Here is a 16,450-nt window from a genome sequence, read left to right as displayed (position 1 = left end):
CACCCTACATTTATAAAAATTACTTTAATTAAAATAGATAAAATCAATAAAGTAATTATATGAAATATAAAAATGAATGAATCATAAATAAAGTTCAAGAATGAACTCAATATTTCACTGAGAGGTGTCAAATGAACAGCACACTTTTTCTTACAGGCTTCGGCGTGTACGTATGTCTGATCAGATCGTAGGTTCTTGATTTAGTTCCATTGAATTACGCAACAAAGCCCGTATGTTTTCTAATTTGGTTAGGCTGGTTTGTCTCGCGTAATCAAAAATCTGGCGAAGATTTCTTATTAGGCGGCCGTGGCCTGCCATTATTCTTAGTACTTGGTACAACGGTTGCGACTATGGTCGGCACGGGTTCAAGTATGGGCGCGGTTGGCTTCGGCTACGCAAATGGCTGGGCAGGTGCTCTGTACGGAATTGGCGGTGCTGTCGGCATCCTATTGCTTGCACTTTGGTTTGCTCCGGTTCGTAAACTGAACTTCATGACCATGAGTGAAGAGCTGGCTTATTACGTTGGCGCTAACCGAATCGTAAAAAACGTGGTTGGCCTACTTATCTTTATCGCGTCAATCGGTTGGTTAGGTGCGCACATTCTAGGTGGCGGCATGTACCTAGCGTGGATTGCAGACATCGACCTTAACCTTGCGAAAATTATTATTGCTGCAGCTTTCACTATCTACGTTGTTATCGGTGGTTACACAGCAGTTGTATGGACCGATACGATTCAAGCAATCATCCTTTTTGCTGGCTTCATCCTAATGGCGGTAATGTCTGTTGATCACATTGGTGGCATGGATAACCTTTACGCTGCGATGGACCCTGCTGCTACAAGCTTTTTAGCAATCGATAAACTGGGCATTCTGCCTGCTGTTTCTCTGGCTGTGGTTATCGGTGTGGGCGTACTTGCAACACCTTCATTCCGTCAGCGTATCTACTCTGGTAAAGATGTTTCAACTATCCGTCGCTCATTTGTCGCTTCTGGTGTGTTGTACCTTTTCTTCTCTATTATTCCAGCAATCATTGGTATGGCTGCGCACGCAATCGACCCATCATTGGATAACCCGAACTACTCGTTCCCATACGTAGCTGCAACGGTTCTTCCAGTTGGCGTAGGCATGATTGTTCTTATCGCAGGTCTATCTGCAACCATGTCGAGTGCAAGCTCAGATGCGATTGCCGGTGTATCTATCCTACTGCGTGACGTGTACGTGATGTTCACAGGCCGCGTACCAAACAAAGAATCAATGTTGAACTACTCTCGTCTAGCTTTGGTTGTGGTGATTGGCTTCGCACTACTGTTCGCACTGACGTCAAACGACATCATTGGCTACATCACTAAGATGATTTCAACGGTTATGTCGGGCATGTTTGTGTGCGGTATGTTGGGTAAATTCTGGAAACGCTACAACTGGCAAGGTGCGCTTGCAACACTAGCGGGTGCTTCTGTAGCTTCATTCGTAGTAATGTTAAACGCTGACTACACAGCCTTCTGGGGCAACCCAGTTATCCCATCATGTCTGTTTGCTCTAACGGCAGGTGTGGTTGTGAGCCTAGTGACTCCGGCTAACCAAGTAACACCTGAAATGGCAAAAGCGATTCTTGATGACGAGCGTGCTCTGATGGAGATGGAAATGTCTGAGACTGGCGTACTTGAAGAAGAAGCGGCACCTCAACGTCCTGCAAATCAAACAAGCTAAACCTAGTCTCCACAACTGGTTTGCTTAATTCAGGCCCTGCTTAACGGTAGGGCCTTTTCTAAAGTCAATTATCTTTATTTTTAGGAGCGGCTATGTCGGCATCTTCTCTGTTCAATATTGCTTTCTTCGGCGAATGTATGGTCGAAATCAGCGGCTCTCCATTAACCAAAAAGTTTGGCGGTGACACACTTAATACCGCACTTTACCTTTCTCGCTTAACTCAACATCAAAACCTCTCTGTGCACTATGCGACAGGGCTTGGCAGTGATGAGCTGTCTCAAAATATGATTGATAGCTGGCAACTAGAAGGCATTCAAACCAATTTCGTCGAACGCATTGCGAACAAGCTTCCTGGACTCTACATGGTTGAAACCGACGAGACAGGCGAGCGACACTTTCATTACTGGCGCAACGACGCGGCAGTCAAATCTTACTTTCAAGCTAGTGATCTGAATAAGCTTGAAATCGCCCTGACCGAGAAACAAGTCGATGCGGTTTACATCAGCGGTATCAGTATCGCGATTTTAGATGACGCCTATCGTGAGCGCTTATTCAAAGCTATTAGCGTGTTCTCAAATCAAGGCGGCAAGCTGATTTTTGATAACAACTATCGCCCGCAACTTTGGACGACTGAACAAGCTCAGCATTGGTACGCCAAGTTACTACCATTGGTCGACATTGCACTGATTACCGAAGACGACGACCTGCTGGTTTGGGGCAATGGCGAGAGCGTTCAACAACGCTGCCTTCGCTTAGGCTGCCAAGAGATCGTCATCAAACGTGGCTGTGAGCCATGCAAGATTGTTCAAGTTGAACAAGGCGATGTTGTTGAGAGTTATGTATCCGCGACTCGTGTTTCTAACGTGGTCGACACCTGCGCAGCAGGTGACTCCTTCGCTGCGGGTTATCTGGCGGCGCGTCTTACAGGTGAGAGCACCAATGATGCAGCTGAACTGGGTCACCAACTGGCTTCTACCGTTATTCAATACTCAGGCGCGATCATCCCGGTAAGCGCTATGAATCACTTAATTAAAAAATAGAAAAACAAAGCGAATTTATTATGTCTCAAGAAATGATCAACACACTTAAGCAGTTCAAAGTTATCCCTGTTATTCAAATCAACAAGGTGGAACATGCGATTCCACTAGCAAAAGTGTTAGTAGAAAACGGCCTGCCAGTCGCAGAAGTGACGTTCCGTACCGAAGCGGCAGCGGATTCGATTCGTGCGATGCGTGATGCCTACCCAGAGATGTGTATCGGTGCTGGTACAGTATTAACGCCAGCGCAGATCGACCTTGCGAAAGAGGCGGGCAGCGAATTCATCGTAGCACCGGGCCTGAATCCAAACACCGTAAAACGCTGCCAAGAGATCGGCATGCCAATCGTTCCGGGCGTAAACAACCCAAGCCAAGTAGAGCAAGCGCTAGAGCTTGGTCTTAACTTCTTGAAGTTCTTCCCTGCAGAAGCGTCTGGCGGCATCAACATGGTGAAATCTTTACTCGCACCTTACGTTGATGTGTCGCTAATGCCTACTGGTGGTATCGGCAAACACAACGTTAATGACTATCTAGCTGTGGATCGCGTGGTGTGCTGTGGCGGTACTTGGATGGTATCTCCGAAGATGATCGAGAACGAACAGTGGGACGAGATCGCGGAGTTAGTCCGAGAAGCGGTCGCTCTTGTGAACTAACGAGAAGCGTTTGGAATAAAGATAAGTGTTTTAAATAAAGATAAACAACAGCAGTGGTTGATGGTTCTGTTTTGTGAATTGCCTCCGATAAACAAAACAGAACGCCCGTTATATAGGAAAACTAATAATGAAAAAAACTATATTGTCTCTATTGATTTCAAGTTCAGTAGTGTCCCCAATGGCGTTAGCAATGGCTCCGAATACCGATCTAAATTTAATGCCGTATCCACAAACAGTCGAGCTGCAAGCTGGGCAAGTTAAGGTCGACGGTAACTTCAAGGTTTACATCAAAGGCTTTAACTCTGATCGCGTTGAATACACCGCGAAACGCTTTATCGATCGCCTAGAGCGCCAAACTGGCGTGCCGATTCTAAACTGGCAGGTTGATAGCGCAGACGAAGCGAACCTGATCATTGATATCGACGCGGCGCCAAAGTCTGAAGTACAGAACATCGACTCTGTAGAGTCTTACAAAATTACGACTCAGGGTGAGCAAATCACGCTGAGCGCACCAAGCCCATATGGCGCTATTCACGGCATCGAAACCCTTTTACAGCTCGTTGAAACCACAGCAACTGGCTACCATATTCCTGCCGTAACCATTGTTGATGAGCCCCGCTTTCGTTGGCGTGGAGTCTCTTACGATACCTCGCGTCACTTCATTGAATTTGATGTGTTGATTCGTCAGCTAGATGCGATGGCTTCTGCGAAAATGAACGTGTTCCATTGGCACTTCTGGGACGATCAAGGTATCCGCATTCAAACGGAATCTTGGCCGCGTCTATGGTCAGAAACCACTGATGGTGATTACTACACCAAAGACCAAGTTCGTTACTTAGTTGAGTACGCTCGTAATCTTGGTATTCGTGTTATTCCAGAAGTTTCACTGCCGGGACACTCTTCTGCTGTGGCGCACGCTTACCCACGCTTGATGTCGGGTGGTGAAGGTCAAAGCTACGAACAAGAACGTGGCTGGGGTGTATTTGAGCCATTGATGGACCCACTTAACCCAGAGCTCTATGAAATGCTGGGCGACGTGTTTGATGAAGTGACAGAACTGTTCCCAGACGAGTACTTCCACATTGGTGGCGATGAGCCGAACTATGCGCAATGGAAAAACAGCGAAAAGCACCAAGAGTTCATCGAAGAGAACAATATCGATGGCGAGCGCGGCTTACAGTCTTACCTCAACGTAAAAGTTGAAAAGATGCTGGAAGAGCGTGGCAAGAAGATGACGGGTTGGGATGAGATTTGGCATAAAGATCTGCCAACTTCTATCGTGATTCAAAGCTGGCAAGGACACGACAGTATCGGTCGTGCGGCGAAAGAGGGCTACCCAGGTATTCTGTCTACGGGTTACTACCTAGACCAACCTCAGCCAACCAGTTACCACTATCGCAATGATCCAATGCCAAGTGGCATCACGGTTGACGATAAGCTGCACAGTGGTGAGAAGTTTGTGACTTACCAATGGCAAAAGCCTCGCTCTAAAGGCAGCCCACGTAAGGGAACACTGACTATCATTGAAGCGCAAGACGGTACTTTCCGCGCGTTCAGTGATTACAACGGTAAGTCTCGTGAAGAGATCTACATCCTTGATTACGTGCCGGGCAAAACCTTTGTCGGCCACTTCGATAACTTCATGTCGTACACCGAGTTCAACCTGAACCTAAATCCAAATGGGTTTGCGGAAGGCAGCTATCAGTTAATTGGTAACGTGCGCTGGCCAACCACAGGTGAAGTGATTGCGAGCAGTGATGTTGAAGGCAGCGTGATCCCTGAGCCAAATGGTGGCTACCCTGCAGAGTTAACCGACAAAGAAAAAGAGCTGATTTTAGGCGGCGAGATCACCATGTGGCTAGAAAACAAAGACAGCCTCACGGTTGAAAACTACCTATGGCCACGTAGCTATGCAATTGCAGAGCGTTTCTGGTCGGATGCAGAACTGACCGACGAACGAAGCATGTATAAGCGCATGAAAGCGATGGATACATGGTCGGAAGTATCGGTAGGGCTACGTCATCACGCAGATGCTGATATGTTGTTGAAGCGCATTGCCAAAGGCCAAGATATTCACGACCTGCGCGTGCTAGCGAAATACACCGAGCCGGCTCAATACTATGCTCGCAACTGGGAAAAGTGGAACTCCACTGAACCTAAGGGCACCTTGTACAGCCAATACGAGCGCCTAAATCGCTTCGTGGATGCTTTGCCAGTAGAAAGCTACGCGGTGTATGAGATGCAAGACTTGGTCAATGAAGTGGCGACAGGCAATCAGCAGGCGCTAGAGCAACTTGCAGAGCATTATCAGCAAGCAAAATCAGCTGCACTAGCGGCGGAAACTGTCTTCGCTGGTAACGTGTCTTCGGTAGAGACTGTGGTGGTTGCAGAGAAAACCGTTGAAGTTGCAGATTTAGCATTAACTTTGATTGCTAAAGCGCAAGCTGGCGAGAAGGTAAGAGAAGCTGACGTGAATGCCTACCAAGCGATACTGTCTGATTCAGCGAAAATCTACGATGAATCGATCATCGCGATTGTGCGCCCAACAGAACTGTTGTTGAAGCAGTTAGCTGAGTAAGTCGTTAACGGATTAGTGAATAAGTCACACGCCAATAAGTGAATCAAAATCGCCCTCTGTGGGCGGTTTTTTAGTTCTAGCGCTTCAATAGAATGTGGAGTTCAAGGTCTGTGTAAGTAACTACTCACTATCGCTATTGTTTAGTGTTAACGTAAATGTCATGCCTTGGTCTGAATTGTTCTTCGCTATTAATGTGCCTTGCATATCGCGCACGTTGTTCGCTGTGATAGCCAACCCGAGCCCCAAGCCTTCGCCCATCTTTTTGTTGGTATGAAATGGTTCGAAAATGGTTTCGAGTTGATCTTCAGACACACCACAACCGTTATCTTGAACCTTGATGATCACGCGTTGTTGCTCGGTATGAGCGCTGATCACAATGGTTGCTGGTTTCTGATTCTGCGTGGCATCGACAGCGTTTCTAAGCAGGTTACCAAGCACTTGACGAAGTCGCGCCTCTTCTCCCATTACCATCGAAATATTAGAGGCGACACGCACGCGAATATCGACGTTGTCTAATTCGGCTTGGTGAATTCGTAGGGTTTCTTGCAGTGCGTCAGTCAGTGAAACTGGATAGGGCTTCTCAAGTCTTTTAAATGCGAACGACTTCAATTGACTGGTCATGTTAGCCATTCTGTCGATCAGGCTCATGACTAAGTCCATGTTCGCTTTCAACATCTTGGTCTCGCCTCTTTCCATCAATAGCTGGTTACTTGAAAGTAGCGTTTTTAGGCCAGTAAGCGGCTGATTGAGTTCATGAGTAATCGCACTCGACATCCGCCCTAGTGCAGCCAGTTTGCTAGATTCGACAAGTTCTTGCTGCGCATCTTTTAGATCTTGAGTTCGCTCTTCGACCCGCAGTTGTAGCGTTTTATTGGCGTTTTGCACCGCAATTTCGGCTTTCTTACGTTTGCTGATATCGATTACGGTACACAGGTAGTAAGTCGTCGCATGCCAAGGAAAGGCGCTAATAGAGAATAAAACAGGGAAGTAGCTGCCATCGCTGCGTCTTGCCATGGTTTCGACGCTAGTTATCTCGGCCAGCTCTTGATGCTGCTCTAAGTTTTTGAGCAGTTGCAAGGTGGTTGAATTCGGGTTACCTGCCTCAAATAACTGCCACGCCTTGATGTTATTGATCATTGAATCAGATAGTGAAAAGTAGTTCTTCGCCATCAGGTTGATATCGTGAATGCGTCCGTGTTTATCGATCAGTATTAACCCAACATGGGTTTTATTGATCATCCCAGACAGTCGTTTCTCAGACTCTTCGATAAGCTTTTGGATTCTCAGATTGCTGAGCTTTTTCTGGCGTCTTTGGTAAAGAATAACCAACAGTAACAGAATGAAAAGACAGCCAACCGCCACACTCCAGCTGATCCAGTTCGTGGTCTGGTTGAGGCTGGTTAATGGCGTTAGGTAGGTTAAACGCCAATTCAGATCGTCTAACTTGATGGACTGAATTAGGTAATCTTTATCTTGCAATCGCCACACGCGAATATGGGTTTGGTCATACAGCTCACGTTTTGTCGCTGTGGGCTGAGAATTGAAGGTGTCATTGAACCAATCGGCACTCAACCTGTTGTCACTGGAGAGAAAGAACTGATCGCGAGGGTTCTGAAACAGTATCGCCTCACCATCGGCAAACCATTGATCGGTTAACAATGACAAATCGATTTGCACCGCGACAATGCCAACCACATCAGAGGCTCGATATACGGGTGCGGCAATGAAGTAATCGGGCGTCACGCCTTTGTTTTTTGTTACCACTGAAATCGCACCACCTTGTTGGTGGATTTTAGAAACAATCATGCTGGCGTTATTATTGCTCAGTTTGCTTCTTTCGACACTCGATACCAACAAGTCACCTTCGCCAGAAAGCAGATACCAGCCCTTGGTATTGGCGGCTTTATCCAATTGAATCAGCTGTTTCTTGATGCGTTTTTCAAGGCGGTCTTCACCATCGATAAAACGAACCGTGGTTTCATCATTGGTTACCAGGTAGGGCAGATAATAGAAACGCTTAAGGGTTCGCCTCGCTTCTGCAATGTAACCAAGGAAGCGTTGTTCGGCGTAGCGTTGGGCTTGCTCGAGTTTCCACTGGCTGATGCCATTCTTGGTGGTAACCTGCACCAAACCAATCAATAAACAGGTACACAGGAATAACCAATATCGATTGTTATTCATCATTTCTGATCAAATCCCTTTAAAATTAGTGGCTTGCCTCTTTGAGCTAGTGGTTTGACAAGGTTTTATGTTTGCTTTTTAAGCGAATGGAGAGTGAGACAAATCGAAGCTAACAAACATTATTAAACTGTTAAAGGAGTGTTATTCAAAGTGGGAGCTAGCTCCTTTTCGTCTGAGGTTTTTTTACATACCGTGGACGATATTAATCAGATGTAGAGTGGCGGAACCAAACTATGCAGCGTATTGCTTTAATTGAAGATGACGCGATTGTGCGTCAAGCAACCAGCCAATGGTTGCAGCTGGCGGGCTTCGATGTCACCGCATTTGAAGTAGGACAAGATGCGTTAAACGCCGTAGAGCAGGGTGATTTTCAAACCATTATCACCGATGTTCGTTTACCTGATATTGATGGTGTTGATCTGCTAGGGCGTTTCAAAGGTCTTGTGCCAGATGTGCCTGTTATTTTGATTACTGGGCATGGTGATGTCGATATGGCGGTGAAAGCCTTACAGCAAGGTGCCTATGACTTCATTGAGAAGCCATTCGACCCAGAGCGTCTGTCTCAAACGGTATCGGAAGCGGTAGATAAACATCAAAGTGGCCAAGACAGAAACAGTCGTCAGAACTATCTGGATAACCTTAAGGGCATTGAACAGGTGCTGATCGGTCGCAGTAAAGTGATGTGTGAACTGCGCGAGCAAATCCAGAAAGTCGCTTCCATAGACACCAACGTGATCATCTATGGTGAAACGGGTTGTGGTAAAGAGCTGGTCGCCTCTTGCTTACATGAATTCAGCCAACGTAAAACCCATCCGTTTGTTCCGCTCAACTGTGGCGCAATCCCAGAAAATCTCTTTGAAAGCGAGCTGTTTGGACACGAAGCCGGAGCGTTTACTGGTGCGGCCAAACGACGCATTGGTAAGCTGGAATTTGCCGACAAAGGCACAGTGTTCCTTGATGAAATAGAGAGTATGCCGCTGTCGATGCAGGTAAAAGTGCTGCGCACCTTGCAAGATAATGTCGTCGAACGCGTGGGGGGGAATCAGCAACAACATGTTGATCTACGAGTGGTCTCTGCCTCGAAAAGCGATCTACTGAATCACCCCGACTTTCGCCAAGATCTATTCTATCGTTTGAATGTTGCCCAGCTGCATTTGCCTCCACTCAGTGAGCGTGAAGAAGATGCCTTACTTTTGTTTGAACACTTCACCCAAGAAGCCAATTCCGAAACACGTATAGCCAGTGAGGCTGATCGCTATGCACTGCTCTCGTATGCGTGGCCGGGCAATGTGCGTGAACTGCGTAATGTTGCGATTCGTTTTGCATTGGATGAAAGCTTGACCGTTGGGGATATTTTTGCGTGTCGTCCCAATTCTGTCACAGAGTCCACAACGGCGGGCATCCCTTTGGCGGTTCAAGTACAGAGCTTTGAAAGGAAAGTGATTCATGATGCCTTAGTTCGTTATAAAGGGCGTATCAATGACGTGATGCAAGATTTGGATTTACCTCGTCGAACATTGAACCAAAAGATGGTGCGTTATGGGTTAAATCGAAGTGACTATGTTGACCCTTAGAGAGCGGCTTCATCGCAGTGCTTGTTGATTTTTAATGAGCAATAAATGGCTCATTGCATATTTATCAATTTACATACATTGATCACACAACTGCAACATGGTGTGACTTGCTTCCCGATCTACAGGTGTTAATTCCGGTAGCCGATAAGCCAAAAATGGCTTACTTAATAACAGGGGAATAAGCAAAAAACGGCTTATTTTGAATAGGTTTTAAAATAAAAGTAAATTAAAACAAATAGTTAAAAACTGGCATTACGCTTGCTATCTATTGTTGTTAACAAAAATATAACGTGAATAACCCTACATGGAGAGTAACAATGAAATACAACAAGCTGGTTAAAACTTTAGCGCTAGCAATGGCTTCTCTTGGCCTTATCAGTAATGCGTCAGCTGAAGAAGATCGCAGCTATATTTTAGCGACGGCTTCAACGGGTGGTACCTATTATCCAGTGGGTGTGGCCTTAGCGACATTGAGTAAAGTTAAGCTTGCGCCTAAGCAGCATTTTTCTTTAGCGGCTATCAGCTCTGCGGGCTCGGGTGAGAACGTAAAGTTGTTGAACGAGAACGAAGCTCAGTTCGCAATTCTACAAGGTTTGTATGGTGCTTGGGCTTGGCAGGGTTTGGGGCCATATGAGAAATCTGGCAGACAAACTCAACTGCGTTCAGTTTCCATGTTATGGCAAAATGTAGAACACTTTATTGTGCGTTCAGATCTAGCAAAAACAGGTACGGTAAGCGATCTAGAGAACCTAAACGGTAAGAAATTCTCTATCGGTAAGAAGAACTCAGGCACTGAGAATTCAGGACGCCAGATCATGCAGGGCCTATCGGTTAACCCAGAATAATTTAAACTCGCCTTTATGGGTTACGGTGGCAGTGCTAGTGCACTACAAAACGGCACGATTGATGGCATGAATACGCCTGCTGGTGTGCCTGTTGGTGCGGTAACACAAGCCTTTGCTGCCTTGGGTGAAGATATTCAAATCCTGTCGTTTACCGATGCGCAGATCAAACAAGCGAATGGCGATTACAATATCTGGACCAAGTACGAGATCCCAGCAAACACTTATCCAGGTGTCGACAAACCAATTACTACGATTGCCCAACCTAACTTCCTAGCAGTTCGCGAAGACATTTCTGAAGACGATGTGTATCAACTGACCAAAGCTATCTATGAAAACCTACCTTTCCTACAAGGTATCCACAAAGCAACCAAAGCAATGGCACTTGAGAAAGGGATCGCAGGCCTTCCTGTTCCGCTTCACCCAGGTGCTGCTCGTTACTATAAAGAAGTGGGTATAGAAATCCCTTCTGAGTTGATCGTCGACTAACCCTTTGTCTTCGATTAGCCATTTATCTTTAACTCGCTATTTGGCGTGAACTGAATATTCGCGTTAATTAATTGCTTGGTGCGTTTTCATATGTTTCGGTTGCTTTGTTTGATTTGACCGTCTCCGATTCGTTCGATTATTTGAAGTGAAAACGCACCACCCTACTTTATGGATTTTCTCTGCGCGTTTGGCTGTGGAGAGCAGGAGTTTTCTATGAGCGATTCGCTGCAGCAGGAACTGAAAAAATTCGAATTGCCTACCCGAACAGATTTCCCTTGGGTAGGCAAAGCAATAACGACAATGGGAGTGATACTCTCCCTCCTACATATTTGGTTTAATACCTTATCTACCTTGCCAGAGCTTTGGATTTCGGCGACGCATTTCGCTGGTTTCGCAATCATTTGCGCACTTTGGTATCCCGCCCATGTCTCGCTTAAAAAAAGCAAAATAGCATTAGCTATCGATATTGGGATTGCCTTGGCTGCTTTAGCTTGCCTTATCTACATTCCCTTTGCCGAAGATGCGTTGTATGACCGAGGCGTAAAATTTATCGCCAGTGATTGGTTTTTCTCTATCTTGGCGATTGCCATCGTCATTGAGCTGATTAGACGCACTATGGGCTGGTTCATTCCAGTGCTTATCTTAGTGTGCTTAAGTTATGTAGTGCTTTGGGGACAATGGACCAGCGGTATTTTTCATTTTCCGGGTTTAAGCCTTGAGACGTTACTTTATCGAAGCTTTTATTCATCAGAAGGGATGTTTGGTTCGATCTCAAGAATCAGTTGGACCTTCGTGTTCATGTTCATCTTATTTGGCGCATTTTTAGTTCGATCTGGTGTCGGCGACTACATTATTGATGTATCCCGTGCCGCGGCGGGCAAAGTGATTGGTGGCCCTGGTTTCATTGCCGTTATTGGCTCCGGCTTGATGGGCTCTGTCTCCGGGTCGAGCGTAGCAAACACAGTATCGACGGGCGTGATCAGTATTCCCTTGATGCAAAAGGCAGGTTTCCCTTCGCGCTTCGCGGCAGGTGTTGAAGCGGCTGCATCTACTGGCGGGCAGCTGATGCCACCTGTGATGGGTGCGGGCGCGTTCATCATGGCCTCTTACACGCAAATTCCTTATGTCGATATTATTGCGGTTTCCTTCGTTCCTGCGCTTATCTACTTTTTGTCTGTGGCATTCTTCGTGCGCATCGAAGCAAAACGCAGTGGTGTGCAAAAGGTGACTTCTGGCTGTGAACCTCTATTGAAAGTATTGCTGTCGGGTTGGCACAACCTGATCCCATTAGCGGTGTTAGTGACTCTGTTGGTGAAGGGCTTTACGCCGACTTACGCTGCGGGCATCTCGATTCTGTCTGTCGTGGTGGCTTCATGGTTCTCTAAAAATCACAAAATGGGTCCAAAGGCGATCATCGAAGCGCTTTCTCAAGGCGCAAAAAACATGGCGACCACGGCTGTGTTGCTAGTGGGCATTGGTCTGGTGATCAACGTGATCAGCACGACTGGTATTGGTAACACCTTCTCGTTGATGATCAATAGCTGGGCGAACGGCGATTTGTTGGTGATGATCGCCTTAATTGCACTGGCGTCTTTGATTCTGGGCATGGGGTTACCAGTAACCGCGGCTTATATCGTGTTGGGTACTCTGTCTGCACCAGCTTTGTATAAACTGATTGCTGAAAGTCAGTTGCTCGACCTGTTGGTTTCGGGACAGTTACCGGAACAGGCGAAAGCTATCTTCATGTTGGCTGCGCCAGATAAGCTTGATTTGCTGAACGCGCCAATGGCACTTGAAACAGCCAAAGAGATGATTGCGTTAGTCCCTGCTGATTTTGTGGAAACTCTGCTTGAACAGAGCCTTGGCTTAGAAGCGATCAGCCTTGCACTGCTTTCTGCCCACTTGATCATTTTCTGGCTATCGCAAGACAGCAACGTGACTCCGCCTGTTTGTTTAACTGCATTTGCGGCTGCAACCATTGCTAAAACACCCCCGATGAGAACGGGATTAATGGCATGGAAGATAGCCAAAGGCTTGTATTTAGTACCATTGTTGATTGCCTACACTAACTTGGTAAGTTGGGATGTGATCTCCGTGTTAGTCACGGGTGGCTTTGCTGTTATTGGTACTTACGCGTTTATCGCGGCGATTGAAGGCTATCTAGAGAGCGAAGTTAATATTATTACTCGAGTAGCGTTGGTTGCGGTAGGTATAGCTCTAGTATGGCCTGATGTTTCAGTCGTGATCCGTTTGGTATGTGTTGCCATTTTTGTTGGCATCTTTATCTACAGCGGTCGTAAATACGATGCTAATCAAGTGAAAATGGAATCAGAAAGTGAGGAAAAAAAGTTACCTCAAACCGGGTCTAACACTGTCGCGTCTTCCCTATAATTAAAAGGATTGAATGTAGGAATATTATGAACTCAATATACGACTATATTATCGTTGGTGGCGGCATTGTTGGCGTGTCGACGGCTTGGCAATTACAGCAAGCTCACCCTGATAAAAGTATCCTTTTAGTCGAGAAGGAACGTGGTTTCGCGCAGCACCAAACTGGCCATAATAGCGGGGTGATTCATGCTGGTGTTTACTACGCTCCGGGCAGTTTAAAGGCGGATTTTTGTAAACGCGGCGTAGAGCGCACCATCGCCTTTTGTAGCCAACACGATATCCCCGTCGAAAACTGCGGTAAGTTGTTGGTCGCGACCAATGAGCAAGAAGTGGAGCGAATGAATGCGCTCTATCAGCGTTGCCACGATAACGATATTGATGTTGATTTGTTGGATCAAGCTCAGCTCAAACTTGCCGAGCCAAATATCACGGGTTTGGGTGCGATTTATGTCAAAACCACCAGTATCGTCGACTACAAAAAAGTCACCGAAGTGATGGCTCAAGAGTTTGTTGAGGCGGGTGGTAAGCTTAGCCTTGGTACGGAAGTGATCATGGCCGATGAGCAAGAAGATGAAGTGCAGTTAACGTGCAAAGTAGATGGTCAGACTCTTCAACTGAACAGTCGATTCTTGATCACGTGTTCTGGCTTGATGGCCGATAGAATGACCAAGATGTTAGACATCGAAACCGACTTCCAAATCGTGCCTTATCGCGGTGAGTATTATCAGTTAGACGCTAAGCACAACCAAGTGGTGAATCATCTTATCTATCCGATCCCTGACCCAGAACTGCCTTTCTTGGGCGTGCATTTAACACGCATGATTGATGGCTCCGTAACAGTAGGGCCAAATGCAGTTCAAGGCTGGAAGCGAGAAGGTTATGGCAAGCTTAACTTTAGCTTCAAGGACACTTGGCAGATGCTGAGCTTTGTGGGTTTTTGGAAAGTGACTGCGAATCACTTGAAAACAGGTTTGGTCGAGTTTAAGAACTCGTGGTGGAAACCGGGATATCTAAAGCTAGTGAACAAATACTGCCCGAGTATTACGGTTGATGATTTTAAGCCTTATCCTGCTGGGATTCGTGCTCAAGCGGTACTGAAGGATGGCACCTTGGTCCATGATTTCCTGTTTGCCGAAAGCCCAAGAAGCTTACATGTATGTAACGCGCCATCACCGGCTGCGACCTCTGCAATGCCGATTGGTGAGTACATCTGTGGCAAGGTAATGAAAAAGACGGCTTGATGATAACTAAAGGTTATTAAGTTGAGATGCTCTCCGAAGACAATAAAAAATCCGCAAGCTCCAATCTATTTATGATCGTGGGCTTGCGGATTTTTAGTTTTAGCCGTGTTTGCTAGGTTTAATTGTTAGTCAATTAACCAACCTTAAAGCCAATCAGGAACGAAGTTAGCGACGATGGTGACATCACTAAAGTTACGGTAACCGCGCACCATGATGCTGAATTCACCCGCTGGCTTGTTCAATACACACTGTTCGTTGCTGCTGTTCTGGTATGGGCGGCAGTCGTAGTTCGCTTTCGATACGGTGCCGTTGTGTTTCACATATAAGTCGGCATCGCCACTTCGAGGGCCGGTTAATGTTACCGTTAACTGACCTGCACTTTGAGTCGTAAATGTGAAGAACTGCTCTTCACCATATCCTGCAGTAAGTCCTTTAACAGGCACGCCATTTTGTAGCTCTTTAGGGCCTGCAACGGGTGAATCAAGGCTGGTTTCGACAAGGTAAGCAATGGCTAGTTTGGCGAACTTGGTCGCGTGTGTCGCCGTAGGATCGGAGTTCTCAAGCGTGTCGTGCTCAGTGTGAATACTTGGGTTGTAATCATTGAACATGCTTTCGAATGGCATGGCTGCTGGGTAGCCAACATTGTGCCAAGAGGCGTGGTCAGAACAGGCATAGCCACAATCATCGAAACCGTAACTGATGTCGCTCGCGTAAGTGTCGATCAGCTCGCTTAAATAGGCGGTGAGGTTGCTGTCGGTGTAGTCTGTGATGAAGGTGATATCGTGCGCTGAACCGTTGTAGTTGGTCATGTCTAATTGCAATACCGATACAACGTTGGCTTGCTCATCTCTTAAAGCGTTGGCGACATCTTGTGAGCCACGTAGCCCTACTTCTTCAGCAGCATAACCATAGAACTTAATGGTTTTGTCTGGTTGAATACCACTGGCGATCATCAGGCGAAGCGACTCTGTTACCGTTGCAATGCCAGACGCATCATCATCGGCTCCCGGTGAGATGGTGCCTTCGCTTGTCCAAGATCCAACGGTCGAATCAAGGTGTCCACCAACCACGACGATCTCTTCAGGATATTTAGCGCCAAGCAGTGTCACTTCAACGGATTTCTGTGGGTATTCGGCATGCGTGATCTGGCGTGCAGACGCATACGGCACATCTTTAATTTCCGTCTCCCAACGTTCTAAAAGCCAATCTGAAGCAGCGACACCAGTAGAAGTAGTATAAAAACGGTTGGTGAAGTTGGTTAGATTTTCGATGGTCGTGACCATGTTGTTCGGCTCGACCTGAGCGAGTAGGTCGTTCACCGTATCTTGATGGCTGATAACTGGCTTTTCGAAGTTGCTCATGGTCAGTGGCATAGCTGCCGCTTTGAGTGCGCTTGCTTTGTCTTCGTGCACCATGTAGCCACCACAACGGTGGGTTTCTTCGTGCATGTGGCTAGATAGTTTCGCCAGCTCTTTCTGGTTGATTTTCGCGACGATGGAATGCTTGTTTCCGGTCACGCTTGGATAAACCGTTGCGCCATGCTGAGTCATTATATGCTGTGCGTCAGCATCGGTGGTGATCCAAACTTCTTCGTTCGCTGGTGGTGTGATGCCTAGGGATGCGTAAGCCGAAGTACTGTTGATTAAGGCTAAAGAACCTCCGAGTACAGCCAAAGCTAGCATGCTTTTTTGAATAGCCATTTGTCGTCCTTTTTATGGTGAGTATTGTTATGTTGATGGGGGTGATTTTTGTGTAATA

Annotated in this window: 8 protein-coding genes and 2 pseudogenes; 8 read left to right on the top strand and 2 right to left on the bottom strand. The window is 46.6% G+C overall.

Annotated elements, in window-relative coordinates; genetic code table 11:
* Positions 1-131: 131 nt before the first annotated feature.
* The 4 genes and pseudogenes from A6D97_RS12140 to A6D97_RS12125 all read left to right on the top strand — a co-directional run bounded on the left by A6D97_RS12140 (position 132) and on the right by A6D97_RS12125 (position 5,974).
* A pseudogene (locus tag A6D97_RS12140) lies at positions 132-1,706 on the top strand (sodium:solute symporter family protein).
* Positions 1,707-1,798: 92 nt separating this feature from the next.
* Entirely contained in the window at positions 1,799-2,746 is a 948-nt protein-coding gene (locus A6D97_RS12135) for a sugar kinase (RefSeq protein WP_017065168.1), read from the top strand.
* 20 nt (positions 2,747-2,766) lie between these two features.
* On the top strand, positions 2,767-3,396 hold the full coding sequence (locus A6D97_RS12130) for a bifunctional 4-hydroxy-2-oxoglutarate aldolase/2-dehydro-3-deoxy-phosphogluconate aldolase (RefSeq protein ID WP_017070148.1): 630 nt from the start codon (positions 2,767-2,769) through the stop codon (positions 3,394-3,396).
* Between the two features lie 127 nt (positions 3,397-3,523).
* Entirely contained in the window at positions 3,524-5,974 is a 2,451-nt protein-coding gene (locus tag A6D97_RS12125) for a family 20 glycosylhydrolase (RefSeq protein WP_065584465.1), read from the top strand.
* 120 nt (positions 5,975-6,094) lie between these two features.
* On the opposite strand, the gene A6D97_RS12120 is transcribed toward A6D97_RS12125, so the two are convergent.
* A complete protein-coding gene (locus A6D97_RS12120; RefSeq protein ID WP_065584464.1) occupies positions 6,095-8,158 on the bottom strand; it encodes an ATP-binding protein in 2,064 nt (687 codons plus the stop codon).
* Positions 8,159-8,388: 230 nt separating this feature from the next.
* Here A6D97_RS12120 and A6D97_RS12115 point away from each other — a divergent pair, with 230 nt between their 5' ends.
* The 4 genes and pseudogenes from A6D97_RS12115 (at position 8,389) to lhgO (ending at position 14,692) form a co-directional block, all read left to right on the top strand.
* Entirely contained in the window at positions 8,389-9,729 is a 1,341-nt protein-coding gene (locus A6D97_RS12115) for a sigma-54 dependent transcriptional regulator (RefSeq protein ID WP_065584463.1), read from the top strand.
* 317 nt (positions 9,730-10,046) lie between these two features.
* Positions 10,047-11,060: pseudogene (locus A6D97_RS12110) on the top strand (TAXI family TRAP transporter solute-binding subunit).
* 213 nt (positions 11,061-11,273) lie between these two features.
* Positions 11,274-13,451 carry a TRAP transporter permease gene (locus A6D97_RS12105; protein WP_065584462.1) on the top strand — a complete coding sequence of 726 codons (2,178 nt, stop codon included), beginning with the start codon at positions 11,274-11,276 and terminating at the stop codon, positions 13,449-13,451.
* 26 nt (positions 13,452-13,477) lie between these two features.
* Entirely contained in the window at positions 13,478-14,692 is a 1,215-nt protein-coding gene (gene lhgO / locus A6D97_RS12100; protein ID WP_065584461.1) for an L-2-hydroxyglutarate oxidase, read from the top strand.
* 143 nt (positions 14,693-14,835) lie between these two features.
* Here the strand turns inward: lhgO and A6D97_RS12095 are convergent, their stop codons facing one another.
* Positions 14,836-16,392, bottom strand: a complete 1,557-nt coding sequence (locus A6D97_RS12095; RefSeq protein WP_065584460.1) for a M28 family metallopeptidase — start codon at positions 16,390-16,392, stop codon at positions 14,836-14,838.
* Positions 16,393-16,450: the final 58 nt, after the last annotated feature.

This window comes from Vibrio sp. ZF57, from assembly GCF_001691235.1.
Lineage (GTDB): Bacteria > Pseudomonadota > Gammaproteobacteria > Enterobacterales > Vibrionaceae > Vibrio > Vibrio crassostreae_C.
Note: the sequence above shows the minus strand (reverse complement) of the source record. Positions and strands in the feature narration are given on the sequence as shown.

Bases quoted from the DNA above. Each gene is read 5' to 3' on its own strand.
- A6D97_RS12115 (WP_065584463.1), top strand. From the start codon at position 8,389: ATGCAGCGTATTGCTTTAATTGAAGATGACGCGATTGTGCGTCAAGCA.
- A6D97_RS12120 (WP_065584464.1), bottom strand. From the start codon at position 8,158: ATGATGAATAACAATCGATATTGGTTATTCCTGTGTACCTGTTTATTG.
- A6D97_RS12135 (WP_017065168.1), top strand. From the start codon at position 1,799: ATGTCGGCATCTTCTCTGTTCAATATTGCTTTCTTCGGCGAATGTATG.
- A6D97_RS12130 (WP_017070148.1), top strand. From the start codon at position 2,767: ATGTCTCAAGAAATGATCAACACACTTAAGCAGTTCAAAGTTATCCCT.
- lhgO (WP_065584461.1), top strand. From the start codon at position 13,478: ATGAACTCAATATACGACTATATTATCGTTGGTGGCGGCATTGTTGGC.
- A6D97_RS12125 (WP_065584465.1), top strand. From the start codon at position 3,524: ATGAAAAAAACTATATTGTCTCTATTGATTTCAAGTTCAGTAGTGTCC.
- A6D97_RS12095 (WP_065584460.1), bottom strand. From the start codon at position 16,392: ATGGCTATTCAAAAAAGCATGCTAGCTTTGGCTGTACTCGGAGGTTCT.
- A6D97_RS12105 (WP_065584462.1), top strand. From the start codon at position 11,274: ATGAGCGATTCGCTGCAGCAGGAACTGAAAAAATTCGAATTGCCTACC.